Here is a 26,697-nt window from a genome sequence, read left to right as displayed (position 1 = left end):
GAATGTCTGCGAGGGAAGCCATACACAGGTTGGGGGGTCTCGAAGCCGAGGTGATGAACGAACTGTGGTCGACCGACGAGCCACAGTCGGTCCATGGCCTGGTCGAACGGCTTCGCGATCGCAAGGAATTCGCCTACACCACCATTTTGACCGTGGTCACCCATCTGTATGAGAAGGGCTGGGTGCAGCGAGAAAAACGCAGTCGCGCCTACTACTATTCGCCCTCACGCAGCCGGGAGGAAGCCACCTCCGAGGCACTGCGCGCCCTGCTCGACAGCAGCACCGACCCCAGCGCGGTGCTGCTGCATTTCGCCAAGACGGTCAGCGACCGCGAATACGATGCCCTGCGCCGGGGCTGGACGGGCCGGGCCGCCGACCAATGACATTGGCCCTGGTCCTGTTGCTCGGCGCCGCCCTGATCTCGATGGCGGCCCCGCGAATGCTCGGTCCGCTCGCCGCCACCTCCGTGCCTCCCGGAGTCCTGCTGGCGGCGTGGCTGGGCAGCATAGCCGGGGCCTTGTTCTTCGGCGCCTCCGCGGTGGTCACCTTGGCCTGGCCCGACCATGCGCCTGCCGAGACCGCGGTCGAGGCCGTGGTGCGGTGTCTGTCCGCGGTTTCCCACGCGATGCAGCCGTGGATCACCGAAACCCTGGCCGCTACCGGAGCCCTGGCCCTGCTCACCATAACCGTGCGAGCCGTGATCCTGGGTCGGCGGTACACCAGAGAACAAACCCGTCTACTCGACTACCACCGTGATGTGGTCTCCATCGTCGCCCACTCCCGCGACGACGGTGTGATGTGGCTGGCGCACCCGATGCCAATGGCCTACAGCGTGGCCGGCCGACCCGGATTCGTGGTGGCTACCGACGGGCTCTCGCAGTGTCTGAGCGGTTCCGAACGCGATGCTGTCCTGGCCCACGAGCGGGCACACCTGCGAGGCAGTCACCACCTGATCGTCACCACATGTGACATCTTGGCCGCGGTGCTTCCGGCAGTGCCGTTGTTCGCCGCCGCCCCGGCCGCGGTCAAAACCCTGGTCGAACTGACCGCTGATCAGCACGCTGCCCGCGCCACCAGCACGGCGACGGTGTGCTCGGCGCTGACCGTGGTCTCCGCTTCGACATTGCCGCAGCCGGCCGGGACCTTGGGGTTGAGCAACGAGATCTCGCTGCGACTGCTCAAGCTGCGTGTGAGCTGGCGGACGCGGTGCCCGAAGGTGTCGTACGCCACAGCTGCGGCGTTGTCGATGGCTATGCCTGTCGCTACCGCGCTGGTCGGGCTGGCGGCGACCTCCGCGGCCGTGTGCCTGACCCTCGCTCAGGCATGATCCGGCACGGGCGACCGAACCGACCCTAATTACTATGCAGCATAGTAATTAGGTACGCTCGAGGGCGTCTCATCACCGTGCGCTCGCGCGAAACTTCGGATCGGACAGCACATGACCGCTCTCGCCCCGCCACCCTGGCCTGCCGCTACCCGCCCCATGCCGGCGCGGCGCGGCCCCAAGGGTGCGTTCATCCACAAAATGATCACCACGACCGACCCGAAAGTACTGGGTCAGATGTACCTGGTGACCGCGTTCGCGTTCTTCGCGATCGGAGGCCTGATGGCCCTGATCATGCGCAGCGAACTGGCCGCGCCGGGTCTGCAGTTCCTCTCGAATGAGCAGTACAATCAGCTGTTCACCATGCATGGCACGATCATGCTGCTGATGTACGCCACTCCTGTGGTGTTCGGCTTTGCCAACTACATCCTTCCACTGCAGATCGGCGCGCCCGATGTCGCATTCCCCCGGCTGAACGCCTTCAGCTACTGGCTGTATCTGTTCGGATCCCTCGTTGCAGTCGGCGGCTTCATCACCCCCGGCGGCGCCGCCGACTTCGGCTGGACCGCGTATGTGCCTTTAAGCACGGAAGTGCACTCCCCCGGCATGGGCGCAAATCTATGGATCGTGGGCCTGGCCATCTCAGGACTGGGCACCATCCTGGGCGCAGTCAACTTCATCACCACCATCGTGTGTATGCGAGCCCCCGGCATGACGATGTTCCGGATGTCGATCTTCACTTGGAACATTCTCGTCACCTCCATCCTGATCCTCATCGCCTTTCCGCTGCTGACCGCAGCGTTGATGGGGCTGCTATACGACCGGGTACTCGGCGGTCACCTCTTCGATCCCGCCACCGGCGGAGTGATGCTCTGGCAGCATATGTTCTGGTTCTTCGGTCATCCCGAGGTCTACATCATCGCGCTGCCGTTCTTCGGCATCGTCTCCGAGATTTTCCCGGTGTTCTCCCGGAAGCCGATCTTCGGTTACACCGGCCTGATCTACGCCACCCTCGGCATCGCGGCCCTGTCGATCGCGGTGTGGGCGCACCACATGTATGCCACCGGCGCGGTGCTGCTGCCGTTCTTCTCGTTCATGACCTTCCTGATCGCCATCCCGACCGGTGTGAAGTTCTTCAACTGGATCGGCACCATGTGGAAGGGGCAGTTGACTTTCGAATCACCGATGTTGTTCTCCGTGGGTTTTTTGATCACCTTCCTCTTCGGCGGCCTGTCGGGCGTGATCCTGGCCTCCCCTCCTATGGACTTCCAGCTGCACGATTCGTACTTCGTGGTGGCGCACTTCCACTACGTCGTGTTCGGCACCGTGGTGTTTGCGACCTATGCGGGTATCTACTTCTGGTTTCCGAAGATGACCGGTCGAATGCTCGACGAGCGCCTAGGCAGGTGGCATTTCTGGTTGACATTTCTGGGCTTCCATTCCACCTTTCTCGTCCAGCACTGGCTGGGCAATGAAGGCATGCCCCGCCGGTACGCCGACTACCTGCCCTCGGACGGATTCACCACCCTGAACACGATTTCGACGATCGGATCTTTTGTCCTCGGTGCCTCGGTGTTGCCATTCGTGTGGAACATCTTCAAGAGCTACCGCTACGGGCAGATCGTCACTGTCGACGACCCCTGGGGCTACGGCAACTCGCTCGAATGGGCGACTACCTGCCCGCCGCCGCGACACAACTTCACCGAACTGCCGCAGATCCGCTCCGAACGGCCGGCGTTCGAGCTGCACTACCCGCACATGGTCGAACGCATGAGGGCCGAGGCACACGTGGGTTTCGGTGGTGCGCCCAGGAGCACCGAAATCGCTAAGCGTGAGCTTGCCGAACCGCGGAGCACCGGCGAGGCCTCGGCACGCACCGATACGAAGGAATAAATCGTTCGCCGTCTCGGCGCCGAAAGATCGGAAAATACCGTTGAAGACCAACATGCCGGTGGTGACCGTGCCGGCAACAGACCGAGCCACCGCGGCATTGGCCGACTGGCTCATCCGAGACCTGACCGCCGTGACGCTCGAGCATGCAGGGCTTCCGGATCCTCAACGGTTACGTCGCCTGCCGCCGATCACCGCCGCGCACATCGGCAAGCCGGGTAAGTTGCGCCGACATGTGCGTGCGTTGGAACATGTTCTCGGGCAGGTGGATCGGCATCTTCGTGCCGGTGCGCACCTGCGCGAGCATGGCCTAGGAACCGAGTCGGTACCGGCCGCGCCGCCAGAGCTCTTCGACGTGGCGGCGGACCTGGCCGGCACCGTCGTCGAGCGTGGCAGTCCGGCCGCGGCACTGGCCAATCGGGCGGTGCTGCTCGCGGCCGGAGTTATCGGCCGGGGGCTGGGGGTAGTCGATGCCTCCGCGACCTGGTCCGCTACCGCGGGGTCGTATTGCGCGATCATTGCGCAGTTGTGGCGGGACGAGCCCCAGGCACAGGTGCTGGTCGATCCCGGGTAGAGGGCTGGTGCCTGGTCCGAGGGGTGCGGGTACCTGCGCCGGTCGGTCCTCGGACGGATCGGGCTGGATCCATCCGAGGGCCGGCCGGTCTGCTCCGCTTTGGACGGTCGCAGTCACCGGAACATTTTCCCAGGGCGGAGGTCGAGTTATGAGCGAGTCGGGTGACCGTAGTGATCCGGACGAGGTACAGCCCGGCGACGAGTCGACTGTCTACCCCGATCCGGTCCACCGTCGACAGGAGCTGGCGGCCGCCGAAAAGAGGGTCGCCGGACAGATCGATCCCGGGATGCGTGCGGTGGTGGTCGCTGCAGTGGTGGTGGTGGTGGCGGTCTCGTTCTCACTTCCGCACAACGGTGGCGCCAACGGCTGGCAGGTGCTGGCCGGCTCTACGGTGGCACAGGCCGAAACCATCACCCTTCCTTCGCGGATCTTTTTGGTGCTGGCAGCGGTGTTCGGGATCGTGCTCTCGATGCTGGCGCTGGTGACCCGACGATGGGTGCTGGCCTGGTTTGCCAGCGCCGGGTGCACGCTGGCGATCGTGTTCGGTGTGCTTGCCGTGTGGTCGCGGCAGACCCTCGATCCCGTCGCCGGTGGGGCCGGCCCGGGCATCGGCTTGTTTTTGGGGTGGGGAGCGATGACCGTCCTGGCGTACCACTGGATCAAGGTGGTTTGGGCGCGGTCGTCGCAGATGGTCGAGGCCGAGGCTGCCCGTCGGGCTGCCGAATCCGAGCTGCCCGAGCAGTACCTGCACCGGCTTCCTCCACCACGCGAGGACGGCACGTAGTCGTCCGAGCATTCCCGCGCGCCTCGCAAAAGGTACCTCGCGATGGGGAGAATATCGCTCGATGCGCCGTGAGCGAGCGGAGGCTGCCGCTACCCGGAAACTTTTGTCAGATCAGGGTCTGCCAGTACGGCCAGAAGGCGTGCGCTACCAGGGCGGATACAGTCAGCGTCCAGACGGTGGGGACCACTGCATGCAGCCGGTGCAGCCGCTGCCATGACCGCAACGGTCGATGCTTTTGCACCGCCTCGAGGTGCAGCAGGCAATACCACCAGCCGAGCACGCTGACCAGCCACACCACCATGCAGTACGGGCACAGCGCTTCGATCCGGTAGAGGCTCTGGAAAATCAGCCAGTGCACGAAGGCGACCGCCGCGGTCAGGCCGGCGAACAGGCCGTTCCAATACCAGCGGGGCACGCCGGCCCCGGCCAGGACCGCTACGGCGGTGGTCAGTACGACCGTGAAACCGATGACGCCCAGCAACGGATTAGGAAAGCCGAACAGTTCCGCTTGCCACGAGGTCATGATCGACCCGCAGCTGATGACCGGGTTGATGCTGCACGAGGGCCGATAGGCCGGATCGGCCAGCACGGCGAACTTTTCGACGGTGAGTACCAGCGAGGCTAGTAGCCCCGCTGCGCCGCAGACAACGAGGATCCAGCCCACCCCCGTGCTGCCGAGCGCCCGACCCGACGCCTCGTCGGTGGCAGGCGCCGCCGGACGCGTCGGGGCGCTCACTCGGCCAGCGCCGCGTCGATCCGGGCCCGTAGCTGTTCGTAGGTGGGCATGGGGGGCAGCTCGACGCCGTTGAGGAACAGGGTGGGTGTGCCTTGTACACCGAGGGTAAGACCGTCGTCGAAGTCCCGGTCCACGCGCGCGCTGACGGTGGGATCGTTGACGTCCCGCTCGAATGCGGCCATATCCAGGCCCAGTTGTTCGGCAAAACCCCAGAATACTTTTTCCTGGGACTGGCTCGACTCGCCCCACTGTGCCTGGGTGTCGTACATGAGCTGATACATCGGCTCGAGACGCCCTTGCCGGGCCGCGGCTTCGACGACCCGTGCGGCCAGATGGCTGTTGGTGTGGCTGGGAATGGGGAAGTAGCGGATCCCAAAGTCGATCCGCCCGACGTACTCGTTGCGGATTTGTTCCATCACCGGGTACAAGGCCCGGCAGGACTCGCATTCGAAATCAAGGAATTCGACGAGTTGGACCTTGTCGTCGGGGGCCGTGGACAAGGTACGGATATCTGGGGTCCACACCGGTGCCGTGGCAGCGCCGGGCGCCTCTTGGCCAGTCGTCCCGGCGTTCGTCCCGGCCCTATTGGTGTAGAGCAACACCGACAACAACACCACGAACAGGGCGACCAGAGCCGCGGACACTTTCACATTGGTCGTCAGTTTCATATTCTCGTCCGTCTCGGTGTCTGAGCGAGCCGGTAGCGTCACCGACCAACCGTAAAACTACGGTACATAGTAGATGGGCTAGGGTAGACCCCGATCAGCACCCTTTGCGTTCTCTCGACAGGCCACCGCGCCGGACGCTGCGCCGGGGTAGGGAGCCGAGAAAGTATGTTCCCATGACCAGACTCATCACGATCTTCGCCGCGGCCGCCGCGGTGCTGCTCCTCGGCGTCGCGCCCGCGCAAGCTCACAGCATGTTGATCGGTTCGACTCCCGCCGCCGACGCCACGGTGGCAAGTTCCCCGGACGGAATCGAACTCGAGTTCAACCAACCCATCAACACCGCTTTCGCCACCGTGACACTTACCGACAGTTCGGGCACTCAACGGGGAAGCTCCGAGGCGATTGTCGACGCAGAACGGGTGCGGCTGGCCATCCCGGAGCCCTTGACCGCAGGGGAGTATACCGTCGGCTACCGGGTCGTCTCCGCCGACGGCCATCCCATCACCGGTTCCTACGCCTTCACCGTCACCGCGGCGGCCGGGCAGACACCGACCTCCGAGGCTCAGGAGGCGTCCCCCTCGTCGGGCGCAGCCGAGCCCGAGACCACCGAAGCGCAGGTTGCCCCTGAGGACTCACAGTCCTCAGGCTCGTCGATTCCGTTGCTGCTGGGGTTCGCAGTACTGGGGGTGCTGGTCATCGCCGGGGGCACCTGGGCGGCAATGCGCGCCTTCCGGAAGAGCTGACACCGGACTCGGCGAGGAGGTGCTGCCCGCAGTCATCTCCTCGCCGGGACTCTGTGCACACCGCGACTTCTTGAAATTTCGGTTCCCCTGACTTTTAATTCAGGGAAACCTTTTGGAGGGCGGATGACGCTGACGCGCAATGTCGGGCCAGTGCAACGGTGGCGCCGTGGGACTCTTCTCGGACCGGCATTCGTCGCCTCTATCGCCTACGTCGATCCGGGCAACGTGGCCTCCAACGTCAGTGCCGGGGCCCAGTTCGGTTATCTGCTGGTGTGGGTCATCGTGGTGGCCAATGTCATGGCCGCGCTGGTGCAGTACCTGTCCGCCAAACTCGGTCTGGTCACCGGCAGGTCGTTGCCCGAGGTGCTCCGCGAGCGCATGTCCCTACCGGCGCGCTTGGCGTACTGGGGACAGGCGGAACTGGTCGCCATGGCTACCGACCTGGCCGAGGTCATCGGCGGCGCCATCGCCCTGAACCTACTGTTCGATCTCCCGCTATTGACGGGAGCGTTGATCACCGGAGCGGTCTCGTTGCTCTTGCTGCTGGTGCAGGACACGCGTGGTCAGCGCGGTTTCGAACGGGTCATCACCGGTCTGTTGCTGGTCATCGCGATCGGGTTCGTCACCAGCCTTTTCGTTGCCCCGCCCCCCGCCCACGCCGTGGCCGCAGGACTCGTGCCGCGCTTCGACGGTGCCGAATCGGTGCTGCTCGCGGCGGCCATGCTCGGTGCGACCGTGATGCCGCATGCGGTGTACCTGCACTCGGGACTGGTCCGGGATCGTCACGGTCATCCCGAGCCCGGTCCGCGACGGGCCGTGCTGCTGCGGGTCACACGCTGGGATGTCGGACTGGCCATGGTGGTGGCGGGCACGGTGAATCTGGCCATGTTGCTCACGGCCGCGACAACGTTGCAGGGCCGGGAGGGGGTCGATTCGATCGAGGAGGCGCACACGGCGCTGGGCCTAGAACTCGGCTCGACGGTAGCGCTGCTGTTCGCGCTGGGCCTGTTGGCCTCCGGGTTCGCGTCGACCTCGGTGGGTGCCTACGCTGGGTCCTTGATCATGGACGGGCTGCTGCGCAGACGGATACCGCTGCTGGCGCGGCGCTTGATCACCCTGGTGCCGGCGTTGGTGGTGGTCGCGCTCGGGACGGATCCGACCCGGGCCCTGGTGCTCTCGCAGGTGGTGCTGTCGTTCGGTATTCCTTTTGCGTTGATCCCTCTGGTGCGTCTGACCAGCGATCGGGCGCTGATGGGCATCGACGTCAACCATCGGCTCACCACCATGGTGGCGTGGGTTATTGCTGCCACGATCACGGCGCTCAATTTGGTGTTGATCTATCTGACGGCGCGGCCTTGACTGCGTCCGTTCCGAAACATCGGATTGATGAGGATCAGGGCCGGGGCCGTTTCGGTGGGTATTTTCGCTGGTTATCGATGATGCGGATCTCGTCGTTGATCCGGGTGCGCAGCCGATGCAGGGCTACCAGCGACACTGCTATCCCGGCGAGTACACCGACAAGGAGCGTCCACGTCAGCGACACCTCGAGTCCGAGAAGGTGGACGCCGGCCACCGCGGCGCCGGCGCAGCCGGCGACCACCGCCAGACGGACTGCGGTGTAGAGGAACACCAGGCGGGACACCCGCATGGTCGACGACTGTTTCATGATCGCTCCTGAGCGCCCGACCCGGGACGGTGCCGGTCCGGGTCCTGGCAGTTTCGCCGGTCAGTTCATCGGTAAGGGTGCGGCGCCGTGGGCCGTAAGTAGTTGCTGCATCGTCGTCGATTCGGCTTGCTGGGTGTCGGCGATCTGTCGGGCCAGCGTCGTGACCACTTGTTCGGTGGCGTTGGCCGCGGCGTAGCGTGCCATCGGCAGGCCGCCTTGATGGTGCCGAAGCAGCAGTTGCAGGTACAGGGTGTCGAATGCGGGGCCGGTGGTGCGTCGTAGCGTGTCGAGTTCGGAGGTGGTGGCCATCCCGGGCATCCGTGGTCCTTGGATGGCCGATCCGGGCGGCATCGCCGCGTGCTCGGTCATACCTGCCGCCGTCCCGGCGCTGTCCTCGGTAGCGCGCATCCAGGTCATCGGTTCCCCGGCCGCCTGCAGCGGTCGGTCCCATACGGCCAACCAGCCCTGCATCGTGCCCCATTGGCCCTGCTGGGTGGTGAGCACGTCGTAGGCGAGGGTGCGGACCGCCGGGTCGGTCGCGTTGGTCAGCGCCATGGCCGACATTTCTACCGCCTGGCTGTGGTGCACCGACATGTCCTGGGCGAAGCCAACCTCGACCGAGTCCTGTGCAGGTGGCTCGGGATGACCGCCTCTCAGTCCCGAGGCACCGATACCCAGATAGAGACCGACGACGAGCGCGAACACACCCACGGCGAGCGTGCGGCCGAGCCTGGCCCATCCACCGGCAGCGGGAGCGGCGGGGGCAGTGAGGACGGGAGTGTCGTCGGACTCAGCCATTGCCGGGTCCGAGGTTCGAGCCTGTCGCCGGGGCGGCGGGGGCAGACTGCTGGCCCACGGTCATGGGGACGGCGTCCGGCCCCGGCGCGGACGCATCGAACGGCGGCGGAGCGCTCGGATCGAAACTGCCTGGAGTGGTGGAGCAGGTGGCACCTGCCTCGGGGTGGGTGTTGGGGTTTCGGCGCAAGGCAGTGATGAACTGGGCGAGTCGATCGTCTTCGGAGTCATCGAGCGCGAGGCGGTGGCCCCAGGACTGCACCGAGATCGGGGATGGCAAGCCCGGATAGGGCGACATCAGGGTGTAGGGCTGGCCGTCGACCTTCGCCTCCAATGTTGACACCTCGTCCCCGGTGACCTTCTGCGGGTCGTACGTAATCCACACCGCGCCGTGTTCGAGCGAATGCACCGCGTTCTCGCTGCGGATCGGTTCGGAATAAACCGTGCCGGTACAGGTGGCCCAGTACTGATCGTGTGGGCCCCCCATCGGGGGAGTCTGGTCGTAGGCCACCCGTTGCGGTGCCTGCACATGCGTTCCGGCCGGGTAGTCGATCTTCTCCACCCCGTCGATCACCGCAGACGGATCGGGGTTGTCCGCACTGGGCACGTACTTCTGGGCCTCGGTGCGTTCGGAGATCTTCGGGACGAGGTTGTACGCGATGGCCCCGATCAGGGCGATGATCACCACGGCAGCGCCGATCATCGGCCACGGCACCCGGTGCGAGTCGGCTAGGAGGAGCGGTCCCGGTCGCTTTCGGGGCGTCTGCGACTTCGGTTTGTCTGAGCTGTTCACCGCGTTTGCCTTCCTCGGCACCGATAGGCCGTCGCCCTACCGTAAATACTATAAATCATAGTTTTCCACGTGGGGGCCGTCGGAGGCTGCCATCGCCGAGCCGACGCGGCGGCTATGCCATCCGCGACAGGTCTGTCGGGGGTACACCCCGTTGCTGCAGCCACTGGGTCGGATCTACCTTCGTACCGGCCGGATCGGTGGTTTCGAAGTGCAGGTGCGGACCGGTGGACTGACCACGATTGCCGACGGTGGCGATCTGCTCACCGGCTTGCACACGCTGATCTACCTCAACCAGCGTTTCGTTGATGTGGCCATAGGTGCTGGTGGACCCGTCATCGTGCCGGACCTGGACCCACAGACCGAACCCGGAGGCCGGGCCGGAGTCGATCACGGTGCCCGAGGCGGCAGCATAGACCGGGGTGCCGATGCTGTTGGCGATGTCCAGACCGGCGTGGGACGAACCCCATCGCGGTCCGAACGCGGAGGTCAAGGTGCCCGAGACCGGAGCGACGGCGAGGGGCTGCAGTGTCGGTGTCGCCCAGGAGGCTGCGTTTGTCGGCACCGCTGAGCTCGACGGCAGGGCCGGAACAGTGGCGGCAGGGGACACTACCGCGGGAAAACCCGGAACCGCGGCGAGTTGGTCGAGCGCCGCCTCGACCTCCGGCAGAGCGGCCAGTGCTGCGAGTTCGGCTGGCAACGGGACCGGTGCAGGCGCGGCGGCATGCACACCACCCGAGGTCGGCTGGGCAGCCGCGGTGCCCGGAGCGAGAATCTGAGATCCCACGATCAGCAGTGCGCCGGTCGCGACCGACGATGCACATGCCCCGGTCGTGGCGCGGTTCGTCGGCGCCCGGTGCCGCCCCCGGCGTCCTTCGGATCCTGGCGCGGAACCCGGTTCTATATCGGTAAGGTAACGGATTTGGTTCCGGGTTGATGCATGGTGCCGTCCCACAATAACGCTCCTGACATGCTCTTTCGATGTAGATCCGCCGTTGCCGCGACGGGTAAGATAACGAAACGATATACTAAGAAGGCGCTAAAAACTACCTGTCTTAGTAATTGGGTGGGGGTGGGCCTTCCGGCGACCGATGAGCAGGATCCACATCACGGCCGCGGCGGCGAGCACCTCAGGGCCCGAACGGAGCCGGGTCGCCCAGGTCAGTCGGGTACCCAGGGGCAGCTCACCGACGAGAACATCGGCGGTGAACATCGCACTGCGGTCGGTGACCGCGCCGTCGGGAGTGATCAGAGCGCTGACGCCGCTGGTAGCCGCGACCACCACGGACCGCCCGTGCTCTACCGCCCGTAGCCGAGACATGGCCAGCTGCTGGTAGGTCATCTCGGTGCGGCCGAAGGTCGCGTTGTTGGTGGGCACCACCAGCAACTGGGCACCTGCCCGCACCGACTCGGCAACCGCATCGTCGAAGGCAACCTCGTAACAGGTCGCCACCCCCACCGGTACGCCGTTGAGCTCGACCCGGCCGGTACCGTCTCCGGGGACGAACCGGCCTGCCTGCGCGGCCGCCGGCCACAGGCGCTCGATCACCGGGCGCAGCGGCAGATATTCCCCGAACGGCACCAGGCGCCGCTTGAGGTGCCGGGCCCCGGGACCTGTCACCGGATCCCACACCAGCGCACTGTTACCGCTGGTGCCGTCCCCGTTGTCGAGCACGGCACCGACGAGGATGGGCACGCCGATGGCGGCAGCGGCCTCATCGAGCTCGGCGTGGGCATCGGCCTGACGCAGCGGATCGATGTCCGAGGAGTTCTCCGGCCACACCACCAGCTGCGGCCGGGGCGCGCGACCCGACGCCACGTCGACGGCAAGTCGTTCGGTCGCCGCGACGTGATTGTCGAGCACGGCCCGACGCTGGGCGTTGAAATCGAGCCCCATTCGCGGCACGTTGCCTTGCACGGCCGCGACCGTGACCGTCGATGCCGGGAAGCGGGCGGAGTCGCGCATCCCGACGAGCGGTGCCGCCGCAAATGCGACCGCTGCCAGCAGCATCGAACCCATCGCGACCGCAGGCCGCCGCTCGCGCGCAGCGATCACGGTTGTGACCACCGCGGTGCCGATCACCGCGACGGCGAAGCCCACACCGGCAGGCCCAGCAAGGGAAGCCAGCTGCAGAAGTGGCCCCTCGGCTTGCCCGAAGGCCAGCCGTCCCCACGGAAATCCTCCGAACGGAATCCGTGCGCGTATTGCTTCGGTGACCACCCAGGCGGCGGCAATCGATACCGGGGCCGCCGGGCGGCGGCTGAGCGCCGCGGCCAGGGCGCCGAATATCCCGACCGCGAGCGCCTCGATCGCTGCAAGCGCCAACCAGGGCACCGGTCCGACGTAGACACCGACCCAGGGCAGCAAGGGCAGAAAGAACCCCAACCCGGCCAGGTAGCCGTAGCCGAAGCCGGCGCGCCTGCGTCGGCCGTGCAGTACGGCGGTGAGCACGGCAATGGCGAGCGGGGCCAACCACCATCCCGTGCGGGGTGGGAAACTGGCATAGAGCATCAGCCCGGCTAGAATCGATGCCGCACTACGCACCGGCACCGACAACTCCGGTCCGCGGCGCCGCACCGAGGTAGGGAGCGCCACGGTGGTGGCCCCCTCACTCATCGACGAGTTCCCTCTTATGAGGCGGACGCGCAGACCCCTGTACACAGGTACACATGCCCAGGGTGTGTCAGTTCAGTCCGGCATAGGAGTGCAGCCCCGAGACCACCATGTTGATGATGAACAGGTTGAACAGCATAGATACGAACCCGGCAATGTTGATCCAGGCCGCGCGGGTTTCCCGCCAGCCGGCGGTGGCCCGGGCGTGCAGGTAGGCGGCGTAGATCACCCATGCGATGAACGAGACGGTTTCTTTCGGGTCCCAGCCCCAGAACCGGCCCCAAGCGGCTTCGGCCCAGATCGCGCCGAGGACGACCCCGGCACCGAACAAGGGGAACGCAAAGATCGTCGTGCGGTAGGCGAGACGGTCGAGGGCGCGGGCGTCGGGGAGCCGTTGCATGAGTCGGGCCAGCCGGGTATCCGGGCGTTTTTCGGCGTTCAACGCCAGCAGAAACAGCGTGCTGGCCACCCCGGAGACGAGGAAAACTCCGCTCGAGACGGACACGACCGAGACGTGGATCGGCAGCCAGAAAGACTGTAGCGCCGGCACCACCGGGGCGGCATCGGCGTAGAGCACGGTGCCAGCGACGAACAGCAGGATCAGCACCGGGATCAGCGCGAATGCCCACAGCACGCGCAGCGCCGGGCGGCGCAGCACGATCAGCCCGGCAAGTACGCCCACCGCGCAGGTGACGGTGACGAACTCGTACATGTTGCCCCAGGGGAAACGCGCGGTGGCCAGCCCGCGCAGCACCATCGAACCAACGTGCAAGATCAGGGCGATCACGAGGACGCTGACGCCCATGCGGCCGAGCCGGTCCGAAAGGTCCCGCCGGGGTGGCTCGGCGACCCGGCCCGGCCTGTCGGCGGGGACCGCAGAGGTGGTAGAAGTGGCAGAGGTGGTGGCGGCCGCGAGCATGGGTGCGGTACGGCGCACCCGCACGGCCGCGAATTCGGCGATGAACAGCACCAGCGCCAGTAAGTAGATAGCGAAGGCTGTTTCGAAGCTCAGGTCGGAGTAGCGGGCGAGGGTGTCGTCAATCGGCATACGCTATCGGTCTTCCTTCGGAGCAGAGGGCACATCGGGTAGCAGGCGCTGACAGATGTCGGTGAACTCCGAACCCCACCCGGCCTGGTCGGTACGGGCCAATCCCCCCAGTTCGAGGGCGGTGCCGGCGCCGTCAGGGCGCAACCGCACCCAGATCCGGCGGCGCTTGATCACCAGCGAGGCCAGAAGTCCGCCCATCATGGTGATTGCGAAGACCAGCACCCAGTTCTGCGCGGGATCATGAGAGACCTGCAGGTAGGCGAATTCCTCGGCGCCGTCGAACCGTACCGCGGTACCGTCGGCCAGGGTCGTGGACTCGCCGGGCTTCAGGTTGACGCGGTCCTGTTTGACCAACCGGCCCTGATTGATCATTTCGGAGTTCAGCTTGAAGATCGACTGCGGAATGCCGGTATCCAGGCCGGTATCGCCCTTGTAGATGTCGATGGCCACGGCCGGATCCAACATGTCGGGGAACACCGAGGTCAGCAAGGTGCCGTCGAACGCTGCGGTGGGCGCGAACAGCCCTTCGAGCGCGATCTGGTTGCGGCGGCGCTCGTCCGGATCCGGGTAGGTGCCGCCGGGCGGATCGAAACGCAGGGCGCCGCTGCTGAGGAACGTGGTGGCGTCCTCGGGGGCGAACTGCAATGTTTCGGTGCGCGATTGTCCGTCGGGGAAGGTCACGGTGAACCGGGGCGCGTAGCCGTGGCCGGTGAGGTAGACCCGTTCGTTGCCCAGGCGCAGCGGTTCGTTGACCCGCAGTCGGTGCTGCTGCCAGCGGTCGGTGCCCAAGTCCTCTCCGTTTTGGTAGGAGATGTTCGAGGTGAACATCTTCGCTTGGCCATTGTCGAGGTAGTCGGCGGAAAAGTCCTCGACCCTGACGCAGAAGGGCTCGAGTCCGGTGCCGTCGGTGGCGGTGCCGGCTCGGAACGAGTCGTACACCGCCGGGGAGGTGTTGCAGAACCCGGGACCGCCGTCGGCGATGACGATCACCGCGCCCTCGTACCCGAACAACCGGCCGGTGGCCACCGCCACCAACAACCCCACCAGGGAGAAGTGGAAGACCAGGTTGCCGGCCTCGCGCAGGTAGCCCTTTTCGGCGGAGATCGACCGGTGCCCGTCGTCGCCGGTGCGGGTGACCGTTCGCCACCGGCGCAGCACGGTCTGTACCTGCTCGAGAGTGTCGTCGATGGGAGTGTCGAGTTTTCCCTGGTGGTGGTGCGGCAGCCGGGACAGATTGCGCGGTACCGCGACCGGCTCACTGCGCAGCGCCCGCAGATGCTCGCGCAGGCGCGGGAGCAGACATCCGATGAGCGAGATCATCAGCAGCGCGTAGATGGCGGTGAACCAGAAGCTGGCGAACACGTCGAACATTTCGAGCCGGTCCAGGAGCGGGCCGAGAACCGGGCGGGCGGCGATGTACTCGTCGACCTTGCCGACGTTGAGGTTGCGTTGCGGGAGCAGCGCCCCGGGGATCGCGGCGACCGCGAGCAGGAACAGCAGCACCAGGGCGGTGCGCATCGAGGTGAGCTGACGCCACAGGTTCCGGGCCTGGGCGAGGGCGCGGCGCCACGGAGGAGGACTCGGTAGCGGTGGTGCCGGATTCCGGTCGGTGAGGGTCATATCGGTAGCACCACGCTGGTGACGAACTCATCCCGGATCCACGCGATGAACAACTCCCATGCCCCGGTCAGCAGAGCGATGCCGACCGCGAGGAGCATCACGCCGCCGACGATTTGAATGGTGCGAGAGTGGCGGCGCAGCCATCCGACACCGCGCAGGGCCGAGGACGAACCGAACGCCAAGGCGATGAACGGCAGTCCCAGTCCCAGGCAGTACGCGACGATCAACAGCACTCCGCGGGCGGCGGTGGTGCCTTCGGTGCCGGCCGCCACAGACAGCACCCCGGCCAACGTCGGGCCCAGGCACGGTGTCCACCCCAGCGCGAAGACCCCACCGAGCAGCGGGGCGCCGGCGAGTGAGGAGATGCGCCGGGGCGCAAAACGGGTGTCCTTCTGCAATGCCGGAATCAGGCCGATGAAGGCCAGGCCCATCACGATGGTGATCACCCCGCCGAGGCGTTGGAGCAGTTCCTGGTTGATCCGCAGTGCCCCGATCACCCCGAATACCGAGGCGGTGGCCAGCACGAACACCACGGTGAAACCGGCGACGAACAGGCCGGCGGCGCCGGTGACCCGCCACCGGCCCGTGGTGTGTACCCCGGCGGTGCCTACACCGGCAGGGGTCAGGGCCGGTGCTTCGGCGCCGGAGACGCCGGCCAGATACGACAGGTAGCCGGGCACCAAGGGCACCACGCACGGAGAGGCGAACGAGATCAACCCGGCCAACAGACAGGCGCCCACCGCCAACAGCAGCGGCCCGGACGCGGCCGCGGTCTGGAAACTCGCCCCGATTCCCTGCGCGAGCACAGTCACGGTCACTGTTCGGCCGCCACGCGTTCGATGACCGGTTGCAGGTCCTCGGTCAGCAGGGCCCGCAGGAACACCGCCGCGACGCGATGCTGCCGGTCGAGGACGAGCGTGGACGGGATGACGCTGGTGGGAAAGGCGCCACCGAGGGCGGTCAAGGTCGCCATCGGCGGGTCGTAGATCGATGGGTAGGACACATTGTTGTCGATCACGAAGTCCTGGGCCTTGTCGCGCTGGGGATCGCGGACGTTGATACCGAGAAACTGCACTCCCAGATCCTGGGTGGCTGCGTAGGCGCGCTCGAGATCGTCGGCTTCGCTGCGGCACGGGGCGCACCACTGTCCCCACAGGTTGAGCACGACCACCTGGTCGGCGTAATCGGCCAGGTCGACGGTGACGCCGTCGGTCATCAGGTCCGGGCCGGAGAGCGCGCCGAGGGTGCCGCGGTCGGCCGGCGGATCGTAGAAAATGTCGGTCTGTCCACCGGGGGCGACGAAATCGAAGGTGCCACCCTGGGCGACGGCGTCGGAGCCGGTGCCGCAGCCGCTCACCCCCACCAGCACCACCACGGCCAGGACCACTCGGCCCAGCAGTCGAGACGGCCGGCCGCCTGTCGGCTTTACGCCGGTCATCGCAGCAGCCCGTTCACCGCGGCACGGACCTGGTCCGGGCCTGTGAACACCGCGGGCTCGGCGATCCGGTCCACCGAACCGTCGCGCTGCAGAAGGAAGGTCAGCGGCAACACGGGTGGGCCGGCCAGTGCCTGCTGTGCCCGGTCGTCGGTGTCGACGAACGAGGGGTAGCCGATGCGCAGGTCGGTCATCAGCGTCGCGGCGGAGCCCGCGGTGTCCTGCACGTTGATCCCGATCACCCGCACCGCGCCGGGCTCGCGGGCGTAGGCATCGAGCACGGGCATTTCTTCCCGGCACGGTCCGCACCACGAGGCCCACACGTTGAGCAGGGCCGGTTCCCCGGCCAGGGCGCCGCCGAGATCGACGGGGCGGTCCGAACCCAGGCACCGCACCGTCACCTCCGCCAGGGGACCTGCAGCCCCGATGCCCGTGCCGGTCGGGCAGGGCGGGGTCGCGCCCGGGTCGGGCAGAGCGTTGCGTGCCGGGGCGGGGCGGGCGGATACCGCGGTCGGCTGTAGCCCGGAATCGGCTGGGGTCACGGTGTCGTCCTCCCGTTGGGGCCACAGCGCCACCACGAACGCGACGATCACGAATAGACACGTGATCGACCATGCAGCTCTGGTAGACATGTGGCCCCTCTCCGTTGTCGTCCGACCGAAATACTACGCGAGATAGTATTTCGATCGGACGACCGGTCGGGATCAGCAGCACATCATCGACGCACACATCTGGCATGCGCCGCTGAGCATCATCACGTGGCAGTCCCACAGCGCCTGCAAATTCGCAATCATTTCCTGCATGTTTCACCTCCTCCTCGATCGCGATGCGCCACTTTCACGCATCTACTATCTCCGTACGTAGATAGTAGATGTAGACGGGAACGCTGGTCCTGGACTCGTCCAGCAAGGAAGCGTTCACGCCGAAAACGACCGGTTCACCTCCGCTGCGGCGCCCGTGGCGGGTTCACCACCTCGAGGCGGTGGAGGACTACCTTGCGAGCCTCTACCGCCGGAGCGGTCGCCGCGAAGAAACCTCGACCACGGCGCGGGCAGCCCGTCTGGGCTGGAGGCTGTCAGCAGTGTCAACCATGCACCGACGCCAGGGGCCGCCGATCTGATCCTCCGCCCCACGGCGCACCGAGCGGAGTTGACCGGCCACGGCCGACAACACGCGAGAAACGTGGTGCGGCGGAACTGCCTGGTGAAGACCTTCAGGGCACCGGAGTTGTCCCTGCCGCGGATCGAACTCCCGGGAGAGGCCGACCGGCTCGAGCATGTCGTCGGCATACTGTTCGAGGTCCGACTCGTCCGAGTCCTGGGATATCCGCGGTCGAACCCGTTCGGCAGTCCCATCCCGCTCCCGACCGAAGACCGCGCCGAGTCGTGACCCGATCTTCTGACCGCCGTCCTGCCCTGTCGACGATTCACCGTTCGGCGCATCGCCGATCACGACTCGGTGGCGCTCGGACTGCTGACCGGAGTCCACATCGGCCTGCACACCGTCCTGACCGACGTGGTGCTCGATCCGGTCACCGACCTGGTGCACTTCGACACCGCCGGCCACCGGCACATCCATCCGCTCGGTTGCGCTCAGCAGGTGCACGGTCGATCCGGGTGATCGGAAGAGTCAACGGCGGTGACCGGCCGCGGACGCATCCGGCCCGCCTTACCCTGGGAGAACGGCAGACACGAAAGCGGAGGCAACGGTGCGGGTGAAGGGGTTCGGTGAACTCGAGGCCGTGGTGATGGACCGGATCTGGGAGCGCGAGGGCACCACCACGGTCCGGCAGATCTTCGACGCTCTCGCCGCGCACCGCGACATCGCCTACACCACGGTGATGTCGACGATGGACAACCTGTACCGCAAAGGGTGGCTGGCACGGGTCCGCACCGGCAAGGCATTCACCTACTGGCCGACACTGAGCCGGGAACAACACACGGCTCGGCTGATGCGCGAAGTGTTCGACGCGGGTGGACAGACCGATCTGGTCTTGACCCACTTCGTCGAGCAGATGAGCGCGGAGGAATCGGCGAGCCTGCGCCAAGCACTGCGTCGACTGTCCGGCGGCGAGGACACCGCGTGATCCCCGTCCTTTGCCTGCTGCTCTACGCAGCCGCCGTCGCGGTGTTCGGTCCCGTGGTCCTGGCACGGCTGACCGCCGCCGGGATCGCCCCGCGCCTGGGCGTGGCCGCCTGGCTGAGCGCAATCACAGGTGTGTCCGTCGCCGCAACCGCTGCCGTGGCGATTGCCCTCGTCGACGTGCTCGGCAGAGGTGGTGACGCCGCTCGATGGATCGTCGACTGTGTCGGCGCGCTCTCGACAAGCGTCGGCGAGCACTCCGGCGCAGACATGCGTCTGCTGTCGGGAATCGTATTGTCCGGGGGAGCGGCCGTGGGGGTCGTCAGGGCGTGGCGGATCTGCCGGGGTGTGCAGCGCCGCCGAGCCCGCACCCATGAGCACGCCCACCTGGCCCGGATGGTCGGACGTCGCATCCCCGATCTCGACGCAGTGGTGATCGACTCCGAGGAACGAGTGGCGTACTGCATAGCCGGACGCGAAAGATCGGTGGTGATCACCCGTGGCGCGTTGGCGGTGCTCGATCCCCGGCAGCTCGCCGCCGTCCTCGCGCACGAGCGAGCCCACCTCGGCGGCCGCCACTCGCTGGTGCTCGATGTCGTCCACAGTGTGGCAGCGGCACTGCCCGGGGTTTCCCTGTTCCGGGTCGGCGCCACCGAGATCGGGCGTCTGTTCGAGATGTGCGCCGACGACGTGTCGGTCCGCGGACAGGGAAGGCGGGCCCTCCTCGGCGGTTTGCTCGCCTTGGGTGGGCATCCGGCCCCGGAAGGTATCCTCGGCGGCGGTGGGCTCACCGCCCGCGCCGCGCGGCTGGTCAGCCCGCCTCCGCCGCTCGTTCGTCTCGGCGTCACCGTCCTGCTCGGGGCCGTCATCGTCACTGTCCTTGCGGGGCCGTTGATGTGTCCTTGCGGGGCCGTTGATGTGCACCTTGATGGATTGAGGCGTTGGGCGGCACCCGAGGTCCCGGGGGCCGGCGTGGCCGAGGGCGATCCCACCAGGGCGGCGACTCTGTCATCGTCGAAACCCGATATAATCCCCTTCAATCGATTATAGGTGTGCGCCGAAGCATTGCTGCCTTCCCGGATCGCTCGTAAGCGGACGGGTTCGGGCGCCGGGTCGAAAGGTGCTCATGAATCTGCTCGCGTCCGTCCTGCAGGCGGTCGGCCTGTTTCTCGTGACCAATATCGACGACATCATCGTGCTGTCGCTGTTCTTCGCTCGAGGAGCCGGGGTTGGGGGCACCACCACAGCGATTTTGGTGGGACAGTATCTGGGATTCGGCGCCATCCTCGCCGCCTCCGTTCTGGTCGCAGTGGGGGCGACGACCTTCTTGCCGGAGGAGGCGATCGCCTACTTCGGTCTGATCCCTCTGCTTCTGGGTGCGTACGCCGCATGGCGGGCATGGCGGGGGCGAGGGGAGGACGACGAACAGAAAACCGCCGGTAAGAAGGTCGCGGTAGGGACGGTCGCCGCGGTTACGTTCGCCAATGGAGGCGACAACATCGGGGTCTACGTCCCGGTGTTCGTCACTGTCGGAGCCCCCGCGGTGGTGGCCTACTCGATCGTCTTTTTGGCCTTGGTTGCAGTTCTGGTCATCGCGGCGCGCTACCTCGCCACCCGCAAGCCGATCGCCGAGGTTCTCGAGCGCTGGGAACACGTGCTGTTTCCGATCGTGTTGATCGGTCTCGGCGTGTTCATTCTCGCCGAGGGTGATGCATTCGGGCTGTGAGGATGCCCGCCGGTGACCCGACCTATTCATATCGTTGAGTGCCGGTTATTATCGTCATATGACGATCAATGATGTGGGTTGCCACGCCCGCGAATCCGTGGATTCGGCAGTGGCGTTGTTCCACAGCCTCTCCGACGGCACCCGCCTAGCCATCGTGCGCCGGCTCGCCGGCGGTGAAGCCCGCGTGGCGGATCTGGTCGGCGCGCTCGACTTGGCGCAGTCGACGATTTCCGCGCATGTGGCGTGCCTGCGGGACTGCGGTCTGGTGCAGGGCCGACCCGAGGGCCGGCAGGTGTTCTACTCGCTGACCCGACCGGAACTGCTCGATCTGCTCGCCGCGGCCGAAACCCTCTTGGCCGCGACGGGCAACGCCGTCGCGCTGTGCCCGAACTACAGCACCGACACCGGGGAGAAGTCGTGAGTGACGCGTGCGGTTGCGGCCACGACGAACCCCGCGTCGAGGGTGAGGAAGAGCACGAGCCCGACAAGTGGTGGCAGGTCACCGAGATTCGGGCGGCCGCCGTCGCCGGGCTGCTGCTGGTTGCCGCCCTGGTCGTGGGGTGGACCGACGGCCCCCACCCGGTGAAGCTGACCCTCGAAGCCCTGGCGCTGATCGTCGCCGGCTACACCTTCGTCCCCTCCACGCTCACACGCCTGGCCCGCGGCAAGATCGGGGTCGGCACTCTGATGACGATCGCCGCCGTCGGCGCCGTGCTGCTCGGCGAGGTCGGCGAGGCCGCGATGCTCGCCTTTCTGTTCGCCATCAGCGAGGGCCTCGAAGAATATGCGGTCACCCGCACCCGCCGCGGCCTACGCGCCCTGCTGAATCTGGTGCCGGACACCGCCACCGTCCTGCGTGGCGGTCGTGAACAGACCGTCGCCCCCGCAGAGTTGGTGCTCGGGGAGATCATGATCGTCAAACCCGGGGAGCGGCTCGCCACCGACGGCACCATCCGCACCGGCCGCACCGCCCTGGACACCTCCGCGATCACCGGCGAATCCGTCCCGGTCGAGGCCGCACCGGGCTCCGAGGTGTTCGCCGGCTCGATCAACGGCACCGGCGTTCTCGAGGTCGAGGTCACCGCCGGTGCGCAAGACAACTCGCTGGCCAAGATCGTGCGGATCGTCGAGGCCGAGCAGTCCCGCAAGGGCGAGGCCCAGCGTCTGGCCGACAAGATCGCCAAGCCCCTGGTTCCGGGAGTGATGGTTGCCGCGGCGCTGATCGCCGCGATCGGCAGCGTGTTCGGCGATCCGCTGGTGTGGATCGAACGCGCCCTGGTGGTGCTGGTCGCCGCGTCCCCGTGCGCGCTGGCCATCGCGATCCCGGTCACGGTGGTCGCCGCGATCGGCGCCGCTTCCAAGCTCGGTGTCTTGGTCAAGGGCGGTGCCGCCCTCGAAGCGTTGGGCCGGATCCGCACCGTCGCGCTGGACAAGACCGGCACCCTGACCCGCAACCGCCCCGAGGTCATCGACGTCGCCACCACCGGCGGCGCCACCCGCGGCGACGTCCTGAACGTCGCCGCCGCCCTCGAGGCCCGCAGCGAACACCCCCTCGCCGCAGCGATCCTCGCCGCCGTCGACGACTACACCCCGGCCGAGAACGTCGATGCGGTCCCCGGGGCCGGACTGATCGGACACGTCGGCGGCATCCCCGCCCGGCTCGGCCGGCCCGGCTGGATCGATCCTGGCCCCCTGGCCGCGAATATCGAGTGGATGCAGCACGCCGGAGCCACCGCGGTGCTCATCGAACGCGACGGCGCCCTGATCGGCGCGGTCGCGGTGCGCGACGAACTGCGCCCCGAAGCCCGCGACGTCGTCGCTGGGCTGCGCCGCGACGGCTACACCGTGGCGATGCTCACCGGCGACAACGAGCGCACCGCACGAGCGTTGGCCGCCGCCGTCGGCATCGACGAGGTCCACGCCGATCTGCGTCCGGAGGACAAGGCCCGCATCATCGACACTCTCCGCGGTACGCGGCCGACGGCGATGGTCGGCGACGGCGTCAACGACGCCCCGGCCCTGGCCACCGCCGACCTCGGGATCGCGATGGGCGCGATGGGCACCGACGTCGCCATCGAAACCGCCGATGTCGCCCTGATGGGTGAGGACTTGCGGCACCTACCCCAAGCCCTGCAGCACGCCCGACGCTCCCGGACGATCATGTTGCAGAACGTCGGCCTCTCGCTCGCGATCATCACCGTCCTGATGCCCCTGGCCCTGTTCGGGATACTCGGGCTGGCCGCCGTCGTCCTGGTCCACGAGATCGCCGAGATCATTGTGATCGCCAACGGGGTGCGCGCCGGACGCGCCCGGAGCCTGACCGTGACAACAGAATCGACAAAGTCATCCGTGCCGGTCGCCGGAGCTCGGTCATGACAGATAAGGACAACTCCGTGTCGTCCGTAGTGCCCGTGGGCAGGCGGCGTTGTGGCCGAGGTATTCTCGTCGTGCTGGTGGGTGCCCTGGCTGCGGTCGCGTTGGCCCTCGATCCGGTGGCGCGCGACGCGCTGTCCGGTGGGCGGGCAATCGATTTCGGGTTGTTGCAACTACGGTTGGCCTACAACACCGGGGTCGCGTTCAGTCTCGGTGACCAGCTCCCCCCTACCGTCGTTCTTGCCGTCACCGCTGCCCTCACCGTGACGATCGGCGTGTTCGCCTGGCGCACTGCACTCGACAGTCCACTGATCCAGACCATCGGCCTGGCCGCGATCGTCGCCGGCGCCACCGCCAACGTCGTCGACCGCTTCCTTGACGGCAAAGTCACCGATTATTTCCACACCGGGTGGTGGCCCACCTTCAACCTCGCCGACACCTACATCACCTGCGGTGTTGTCCTCGTCGTCGGCGCCCTGCTTCTCGCAACCTCCAACAGGGACCACATCTCATGAGTCGAATGCCCGAACAGCTGCGCACCCTCTACACCGCGGAGATGACCGCCGCTCGACATAGCAGCGACGATGTCAGGCGCTGGCGCCACCTCGAACGCGCCCACATCTTGTCCCAGCCCTACCCGTGGCCGCACACCCGCAACCACCTCGCCATGTTCACCTTGGCGCTGCGCCAGCGTGATCGCCGCGAGGCTGTGGGCCAGGTCGTGCGGATTCTGCTCGCCGCTCCCGGCTCGGCGCTGGGCCGCTACCCTCAAGGCAACACCGGGCGTACTTCGGCGGGGCTGATGACCCCGATGCAGGTCCCGGAGGATCTGGTTTCGATGCTCACTCGACCCACCTGACACCGCGCCTCTCGCTGCGATTGAGTCAGACGGAACAACAAGTCCGGTAGTGCACCGTCTTCCTCATCTACTACTTGCTGTCCGAGTTCGAAAGGGGCCAGTCAGGGGGACTACCCGCACGTTGTGCTGCGCGGACACGGATTATGTTGAGGGCCGGGCAATCATGTGGCGGCCAGAATCGCAGGACTCGACTTGCCCTCATACCGTCGAACCGAGGTGAACGAGTCCTGCGACCTGACTCTCCCTTCGCTCAGAAGGGAAGAAAACTTTCCGTCTCATTCTACAGCGCAGATCCCGAAACCGGCACGGCACTTTGTGTGCTGGACCTTTTGCGCGATGCATGAGGAACCGCTGGGCGTTGATGCTGAAATGTGCGCGGTCCAAAGATGGCCGTCGCTGCCCGCGTAGCTCGTGGACTGTCGAATCGGAGCACAACGTTGGGCTCGGTTACCGCGGTCGGCCGTACCGGGCGGCGAGACTCTTGCTCGCGGAGAGCGGCGTCTCGTCGTCGGTTCGGGTGGCCTTCACCTTGCGGCGTTCCTTCAACTCCGCCCACACGAAATACCCCAGTCCCATTGGGGCCATGATCCCGAACGCGAGCCACTGCAGCCCGTACGACAGATACGGACCCGCATCAAGTTGGGGAAGTGGGATGACTCCGAGCCCGCCCGGCTGGTGAGCATCGAGTTGTAGGTAGACGTCTTCGAGTTCGAGACCCGTCACAGCCGCGACCTGCGGCGCGTCGATAAAATACACTTGCTGATAGCCCGCGTCAGTGAAGGGCTCCTTGCCGTCCATTGTGCCTTGGGACTTGCGGATCCGAGCATCGAGCGAGACATTTCCGCCCGGTGCGGCGGGGATTGCGGGGACCTCGCTACCGCGTACCGGACGCACATAACCTCGATTGACGAGAATCGTCCGACCATTACCCAGCGCAAACGGCGTGAGCACTTCGTACGCGGGTTGGGATTCGACGCTGCGCAACCGGACGAGCACATCAGAGTCGGGCAGATACGAGCCCTGCGCGACGACCCGCCTCCACTCGTCGTCGATCGTCGCACTGTCACCGCCGAGCAGCTCGGCGACAGGGACCGGGTCCTGCGCCATCGATGCCGAGATCCGCGCATTCCGATCCTCGGTGCTCGTGTTCTTGCTCAGCTGCCACGGGGCGAGCAGGGTGAAGCACCCATACGCGAAACCGACTACCACCACGGCCAGAATGAACCAGCTCGGACGGAGAAGAAACATCACACGGCGCACTTGTTCACGGTAGACCCCAGAGTGGACTCTTCTGCCATCGCATCCCCTCTCGACGCGCTCAACGCCCAGCTGCTGCGGCGCCTCCACCTCGACCTCACCCACCTGACCTTCGAGTCGAGGATGGGGAACAATCCGGGGCGTTTGAGGTGGAGCACCTTGCTGATCTTGGCTACCCCCACGTGCCGGGGCGCGGCCGTGCGGAAATGGTCGTAGAGGGCTTCGGCCCGGTCGTAGAGCTCGCCGCTGATGTTCGGGTCGGCCTCGACCAGTTGTGCTTCGATCGGCGCCGCCGCCCACGGGGCGTCGACGGCGGTACGGATGAACCAGTCGAGTTGGGCGTGGCTGATGCGGGAGCGCACCTTGTGGGTGCGGGCGATCTCGTCGGCGGTGATCTCCTTGAGTGCTCCGGGTCCGGGCAGGTCGTAGCGGGCCACGGTCACCGCCGGATAGCCGTGGGCCGTGGCGGTCGCGGTGTCGATGTCGATGCTGCGTCCGGCGATCACCAACACGGTGGCCCCGTCCTCGCCGCGGGTGCGGTTCATGGCTTCTGCCGCCCGGCCGGGTCCGGGTCGGTGTCGTTGATGCCTCCCAGATCGGTGTATGGAGTCGCAGCGGACGTGTCTGCGGTCGTCGCAGCGGCGATTTCCTTCGGGTCCGGCCGGCTCGAGCTGCGGATCGTGCGAGCGAGTGCCCGCAGGTCCTGGAGCGAGCGGATTCCGTCCGGGACGCTGTCGTCACCGGGTGACCGTAAGGCGTTCGAGTTCAGCGGGTTGGTGGCATGCCGCTCTTCTCCATCCTCGTCCGCGTACGGAGAACGGTCTCCGAGCATCTGGCGGCTCAATTCGCGCATCTGGCGACATTCCTCGATCTTTTCGGCGGCCTGCTGTGCTCGGATCTTTTCGGGCTTGAGGTACTCCTCGATCCGTCCGATGTCCGTGGCGAGGTGCGCCATCGCGGGGGCGATCTTCTCCAATGCCTGTGTTGAGCGTTTCTGCAGGGAGTGCAGTGAGTCCGAGTGCGTCGAGAATGTTCCCCACCTATGGACGCTCATGTCGAGCACGAACGTGTCGCTGTAGGTATCACGCTCGTTGGGGGCAGATCCGTAGGTGATGGTCACGGTGACTCGATCGGGGATCTGTTCATCGTTGCGGATGGACCGGTCGGGGTCGTCCGGGTCCTCTTTGCCGATGAAATAGATGTTGGACAGTTCGTTACCGGGCATGAAGGCGGGGATGGGGTCGGCGTAGCGCTTGAGGAGGAATGCGATGATGCTCGGCTGGCCGCTGTGGGTAGGTTGCTCAGCCAGTGGTGGGTCGAATTCGACCTTGACGTTGTACGCCACCGAGGGTCCGAAGTTGCGTACGACCAGAGACGCCGTCCGAGCAGATAGTTGAGGATCGATCACCAATTCAGCACCGACCATCGGCCGTGATCGGTCCCGACTGTCACGCTTCGTCGCCCGCAACGTGCGAACAGCCACGAAAGCTGCGGCGACCGCCGCCGCTGCGGCCACGACCGTCGCACCACCACCGACAGCCGCACCCACCGCGGACACAAGATCGGTGGTGTCGGACGCAAGGACAGTCGGCACAGTTCTTCTCCACGGGTATTCAGGCGGCAGGGTGGGCGATAATGTCCGATACATCGTCGCAGCATCGAGTTTCAATACTCGAGCGGCGAGTAGCTCCCGATTCTGGGTAGACCTGTGGA

31 protein-coding genes are annotated in these 26,697 nt (G+C 66.4%); 16 read left to right on the top strand and 15 right to left on the bottom strand.

Annotated features, from left to right (window positions below; genetic code table 11):
• Positions 1-20 precede the first annotated feature (20 nt).
• The 5 genes from K3M35_RS19975 (at position 21) to K3M35_RS19955 (ending at position 4,572) form a co-directional block, all read left to right on the top strand.
• Positions 21-383, top strand: coding sequence for a BlaI/MecI/CopY family transcriptional regulator (locus K3M35_RS19975; RefSeq protein ID WP_033098755.1), 363 nt, complete (start codon positions 21-23; stop codon positions 381-383).
• Positions 380-1,327: a M56 family metallopeptidase gene (locus tag K3M35_RS19970; RefSeq protein ID WP_006553269.1), complete on the top strand. Its 948-nt coding sequence runs from the start codon at positions 380-382 to the stop codon at positions 1,325-1,327. Before K3M35_RS19975 ends, K3M35_RS19970 begins: the two co-directional genes overlap by 4 nt.
• A 111-nt stretch (positions 1,328-1,438) precedes the next feature.
• On the top strand, positions 1,439-3,217 hold the full coding sequence (gene ctaD / locus K3M35_RS19965; protein WP_039958315.1) for a cytochrome c oxidase subunit I: 1,779 nt from the start codon (positions 1,439-1,441) through the stop codon (positions 3,215-3,217).
• Positions 3,218-3,257: 40 nt separating this feature from the next.
• A complete protein-coding gene (locus tag K3M35_RS19960) occupies positions 3,258-3,788 on the top strand; it encodes a hypothetical protein (RefSeq protein WP_138846016.1) in 531 nt (176 codons plus the stop codon).
• 148 nt (positions 3,789-3,936) lie between these two features.
• Entirely contained in the window at positions 3,937-4,572 is a 636-nt protein-coding gene (locus tag K3M35_RS19955; RefSeq protein WP_006553272.1) for a hypothetical protein, read from the top strand.
• A gap of 106 nt (positions 4,573-4,678) precedes the next feature.
• On the opposite strand, the gene K3M35_RS19950 is transcribed toward K3M35_RS19955, so the two are convergent.
• On the bottom strand, positions 4,679-5,308 hold the full coding sequence (locus K3M35_RS19950) for a vitamin K epoxide reductase family protein (RefSeq protein ID WP_039584336.1): 630 nt from the start codon (positions 5,306-5,308) through the stop codon (positions 4,679-4,681).
• Positions 5,305-5,976: a thioredoxin domain-containing protein gene (locus tag K3M35_RS19945; protein ID WP_006553274.1), complete on the bottom strand. Its 672-nt coding sequence runs from the start codon at positions 5,974-5,976 to the stop codon at positions 5,305-5,307. Before K3M35_RS19945 ends, K3M35_RS19950 begins: the two co-directional genes overlap by 4 nt.
• A gap of 173 nt (positions 5,977-6,149) precedes the next feature.
• Here K3M35_RS19945 and K3M35_RS19940 point away from each other — a divergent pair, with 173 nt between their 5' ends.
• Together K3M35_RS19940 and K3M35_RS19935 are read left to right on the top strand one after the other, a co-directional pair.
• Positions 6,150-6,719 (top strand): copper resistance CopC family protein, encoded by a 570-nt coding sequence (locus tag K3M35_RS19940; RefSeq protein WP_006553275.1) that lies wholly within the window; start codon positions 6,150-6,152, stop codon positions 6,717-6,719.
• A gap of 123 nt (positions 6,720-6,842) precedes the next feature.
• Complete coding sequence (locus K3M35_RS19935) at positions 6,843-8,078, top strand: Nramp family divalent metal transporter (protein ID WP_006553276.1); 1,236 nt, start codon at positions 6,843-6,845, stop codon at positions 8,076-8,078.
• Between the two features lie 34 nt (positions 8,079-8,112).
• Here K3M35_RS19935 and K3M35_RS19930 read toward each other — a convergent pair whose 3' ends face one another.
• The 10 genes from K3M35_RS19930 to K3M35_RS19885 all read right to left on the bottom strand — a co-directional run bounded on the left by K3M35_RS19930 (position 8,113) and on the right by K3M35_RS19885 (position 17,319).
• Positions 8,113-8,385 carry a DUF4229 domain-containing protein gene (locus K3M35_RS19930; RefSeq protein WP_006553277.1) on the bottom strand — a complete coding sequence of 91 codons (273 nt, stop codon included), beginning with the start codon at positions 8,383-8,385 and terminating at the stop codon, positions 8,113-8,115.
• A 60-nt stretch (positions 8,386-8,445) separates the two neighbouring features.
• Positions 8,446-9,183, bottom strand: a complete 738-nt coding sequence (locus tag K3M35_RS19925) for a DUF305 domain-containing protein (RefSeq protein WP_033098562.1) — start codon at positions 9,181-9,183, stop codon at positions 8,446-8,448.
• Positions 9,176-9,883, bottom strand: coding sequence for a DUF3105 domain-containing protein (locus K3M35_RS19920; RefSeq protein ID WP_033098563.1), 708 nt, complete (start codon positions 9,881-9,883; stop codon positions 9,176-9,178). Before K3M35_RS19920 ends, K3M35_RS19925 begins: the two co-directional genes overlap by 8 nt.
• 202 nt (positions 9,884-10,085) lie before the next feature.
• The gene (locus tag K3M35_RS19915) at positions 10,086-10,925 is read right to left on the bottom strand and encodes a M23 family metallopeptidase (protein WP_033098564.1); all 840 of its coding nucleotides are present in this window, start codon (positions 10,923-10,925) and stop codon (positions 10,086-10,088) included.
• A gap of 84 nt (positions 10,926-11,009) precedes the next feature.
• Positions 11,010-12,587 carry an apolipoprotein N-acyltransferase gene (gene lnt / locus K3M35_RS19910; RefSeq protein WP_138846015.1) on the bottom strand — a complete coding sequence of 526 codons (1,578 nt, stop codon included), beginning with the start codon at positions 12,585-12,587 and terminating at the stop codon, positions 11,010-11,012.
• 67 nt (positions 12,588-12,654) lie between these two features.
• Positions 12,655-13,632 (bottom strand): c-type cytochrome biogenesis protein CcsB, encoded by a 978-nt coding sequence (gene ccsB / locus K3M35_RS19905; RefSeq protein ID WP_039584325.1) that lies wholly within the window; start codon positions 13,630-13,632, stop codon positions 12,655-12,657.
• Between the two features lie 3 nt (positions 13,633-13,635).
• Positions 13,636-15,252: a cytochrome c biogenesis protein ResB gene (locus K3M35_RS19900; RefSeq protein WP_006554180.1), complete on the bottom strand. Its 1,617-nt coding sequence runs from the start codon at positions 15,250-15,252 to the stop codon at positions 13,636-13,638.
• Positions 15,249-16,064 (bottom strand): cytochrome c biogenesis CcdA family protein, encoded by an 816-nt coding sequence (locus K3M35_RS19895; protein ID WP_033098587.1) that lies wholly within the window; start codon positions 16,062-16,064, stop codon positions 15,249-15,251. The genes K3M35_RS19900 and K3M35_RS19895 overlap by 4 nt, the downstream gene beginning before the upstream one ends.
• Before the next feature lie 2 nt (positions 16,065-16,066).
• Positions 16,067-16,690 (bottom strand): TlpA disulfide reductase family protein, encoded by a 624-nt coding sequence (locus tag K3M35_RS19890; RefSeq protein ID WP_051121670.1) that lies wholly within the window; start codon positions 16,688-16,690, stop codon positions 16,067-16,069.
• Complete coding sequence (locus K3M35_RS19885; protein ID WP_006554183.1) at positions 16,687-17,319, bottom strand: TlpA disulfide reductase family protein; 633 nt, start codon at positions 17,317-17,319, stop codon at positions 16,687-16,689. The genes K3M35_RS19890 and K3M35_RS19885 overlap by 4 nt, the downstream gene beginning before the upstream one ends.
• Before the next feature lie 325 nt (positions 17,320-17,644).
• On the opposite strand from K3M35_RS19885, the gene K3M35_RS26715 reads away from it, so the two are divergent.
• The 9 genes from K3M35_RS26715 (at position 17,645) to K3M35_RS19840 (ending at position 23,727) form a co-directional block, all read left to right on the top strand.
• Entirely contained in the window at positions 17,645-18,076 is a 432-nt protein-coding gene (locus K3M35_RS26715) for a metal-dependent transcriptional regulator (RefSeq protein ID WP_225623911.1), read from the top strand.
• A 69-nt stretch (positions 18,077-18,145) separates the two neighbouring features.
• Positions 18,146-18,307, top strand: coding sequence for a hypothetical protein (locus tag K3M35_RS19875; RefSeq protein WP_153811628.1), 162 nt, complete (start codon positions 18,146-18,148; stop codon positions 18,305-18,307).
• Positions 18,308-18,395: 88 nt separating this feature from the next.
• The gene (locus K3M35_RS19870) at positions 18,396-18,773 is read left to right on the top strand and encodes a BlaI/MecI/CopY family transcriptional regulator (protein WP_033098566.1); all 378 of its coding nucleotides are present in this window, start codon (positions 18,396-18,398) and stop codon (positions 18,771-18,773) included.
• Positions 18,770-19,819 carry a M56 family metallopeptidase gene (locus K3M35_RS19865; protein ID WP_138846014.1) on the top strand — a complete coding sequence of 350 codons (1,050 nt, stop codon included), beginning with the start codon at positions 18,770-18,772 and terminating at the stop codon, positions 19,817-19,819. The genes K3M35_RS19870 and K3M35_RS19865 overlap by 4 nt, the downstream gene beginning before the upstream one ends.
• A gap of 76 nt (positions 19,820-19,895) precedes the next feature.
• On the top strand, positions 19,896-20,495 hold the full coding sequence (locus K3M35_RS19860) for a cadmium resistance transporter (protein WP_039586125.1): 600 nt from the start codon (positions 19,896-19,898) through the stop codon (positions 20,493-20,495).
• 58 nt (positions 20,496-20,553) lie between these two features.
• Positions 20,554-20,916: a helix-turn-helix transcriptional regulator gene (locus K3M35_RS19855; protein WP_081263498.1), complete on the top strand. Its 363-nt coding sequence runs from the start codon at positions 20,554-20,556 to the stop codon at positions 20,914-20,916.
• The gene (locus tag K3M35_RS19850) at positions 20,913-22,871 is read left to right on the top strand and encodes a cation-translocating P-type ATPase (RefSeq protein WP_064257679.1); all 1,959 of its coding nucleotides are present in this window, start codon (positions 20,913-20,915) and stop codon (positions 22,869-22,871) included. The genes K3M35_RS19855 and K3M35_RS19850 overlap by 4 nt, the downstream gene beginning before the upstream one ends.
• A 71-nt stretch (positions 22,872-22,942) precedes the next feature.
• Complete coding sequence (gene lspA / locus K3M35_RS19845) at positions 22,943-23,383, top strand: signal peptidase II (protein ID WP_006554190.1); 441 nt, start codon at positions 22,943-22,945, stop codon at positions 23,381-23,383.
• Positions 23,380-23,727: a DUF3703 domain-containing protein gene (locus K3M35_RS19840; RefSeq protein ID WP_033098568.1), complete on the top strand. Its 348-nt coding sequence runs from the start codon at positions 23,380-23,382 to the stop codon at positions 23,725-23,727. The genes lspA and K3M35_RS19840 overlap by 4 nt, the downstream gene beginning before the upstream one ends.
• 447 nt (positions 23,728-24,174) lie before the next feature.
• Here the strand turns inward: K3M35_RS19840 and K3M35_RS19835 are convergent, their stop codons facing one another.
• From K3M35_RS19835 to K3M35_RS19825, 3 genes are read right to left on the bottom strand one after another with little or no spacing between them, the layout of a single operon-like run.
• On the bottom strand, positions 24,175-24,987 hold the full coding sequence (locus K3M35_RS19835; protein ID WP_039586127.1) for an SURF1 family protein: 813 nt from the start codon (positions 24,985-24,987) through the stop codon (positions 24,175-24,177).
• On the bottom strand, positions 24,975-25,529 hold the full coding sequence (locus K3M35_RS19830) for a DUF6308 family protein (protein ID WP_232333527.1): 555 nt from the start codon (positions 25,527-25,529) through the stop codon (positions 24,975-24,977). Before K3M35_RS19830 ends, K3M35_RS19835 begins: the two co-directional genes overlap by 13 nt.
• Positions 25,526-26,578: a hypothetical protein gene (locus K3M35_RS19825; protein ID WP_138846013.1), complete on the bottom strand. Its 1,053-nt coding sequence runs from the start codon at positions 26,576-26,578 to the stop codon at positions 25,526-25,528. The genes K3M35_RS19830 and K3M35_RS19825 overlap by 4 nt, the downstream gene beginning before the upstream one ends.
• Between the last annotated feature and the right edge of the window lie 119 nt (positions 26,579-26,697).

It is taken from the genome of Rhodococcus sp. DMU2021 (assembly GCF_019641445.1).
GTDB lineage: Bacteria > Actinomycetota > Actinomycetes > Mycobacteriales > Mycobacteriaceae > Rhodococcus > Rhodococcus pyridinivorans.
Note: the sequence above shows the minus strand (reverse complement) of the source record. Positions and strands in the feature narration are given on the sequence as shown.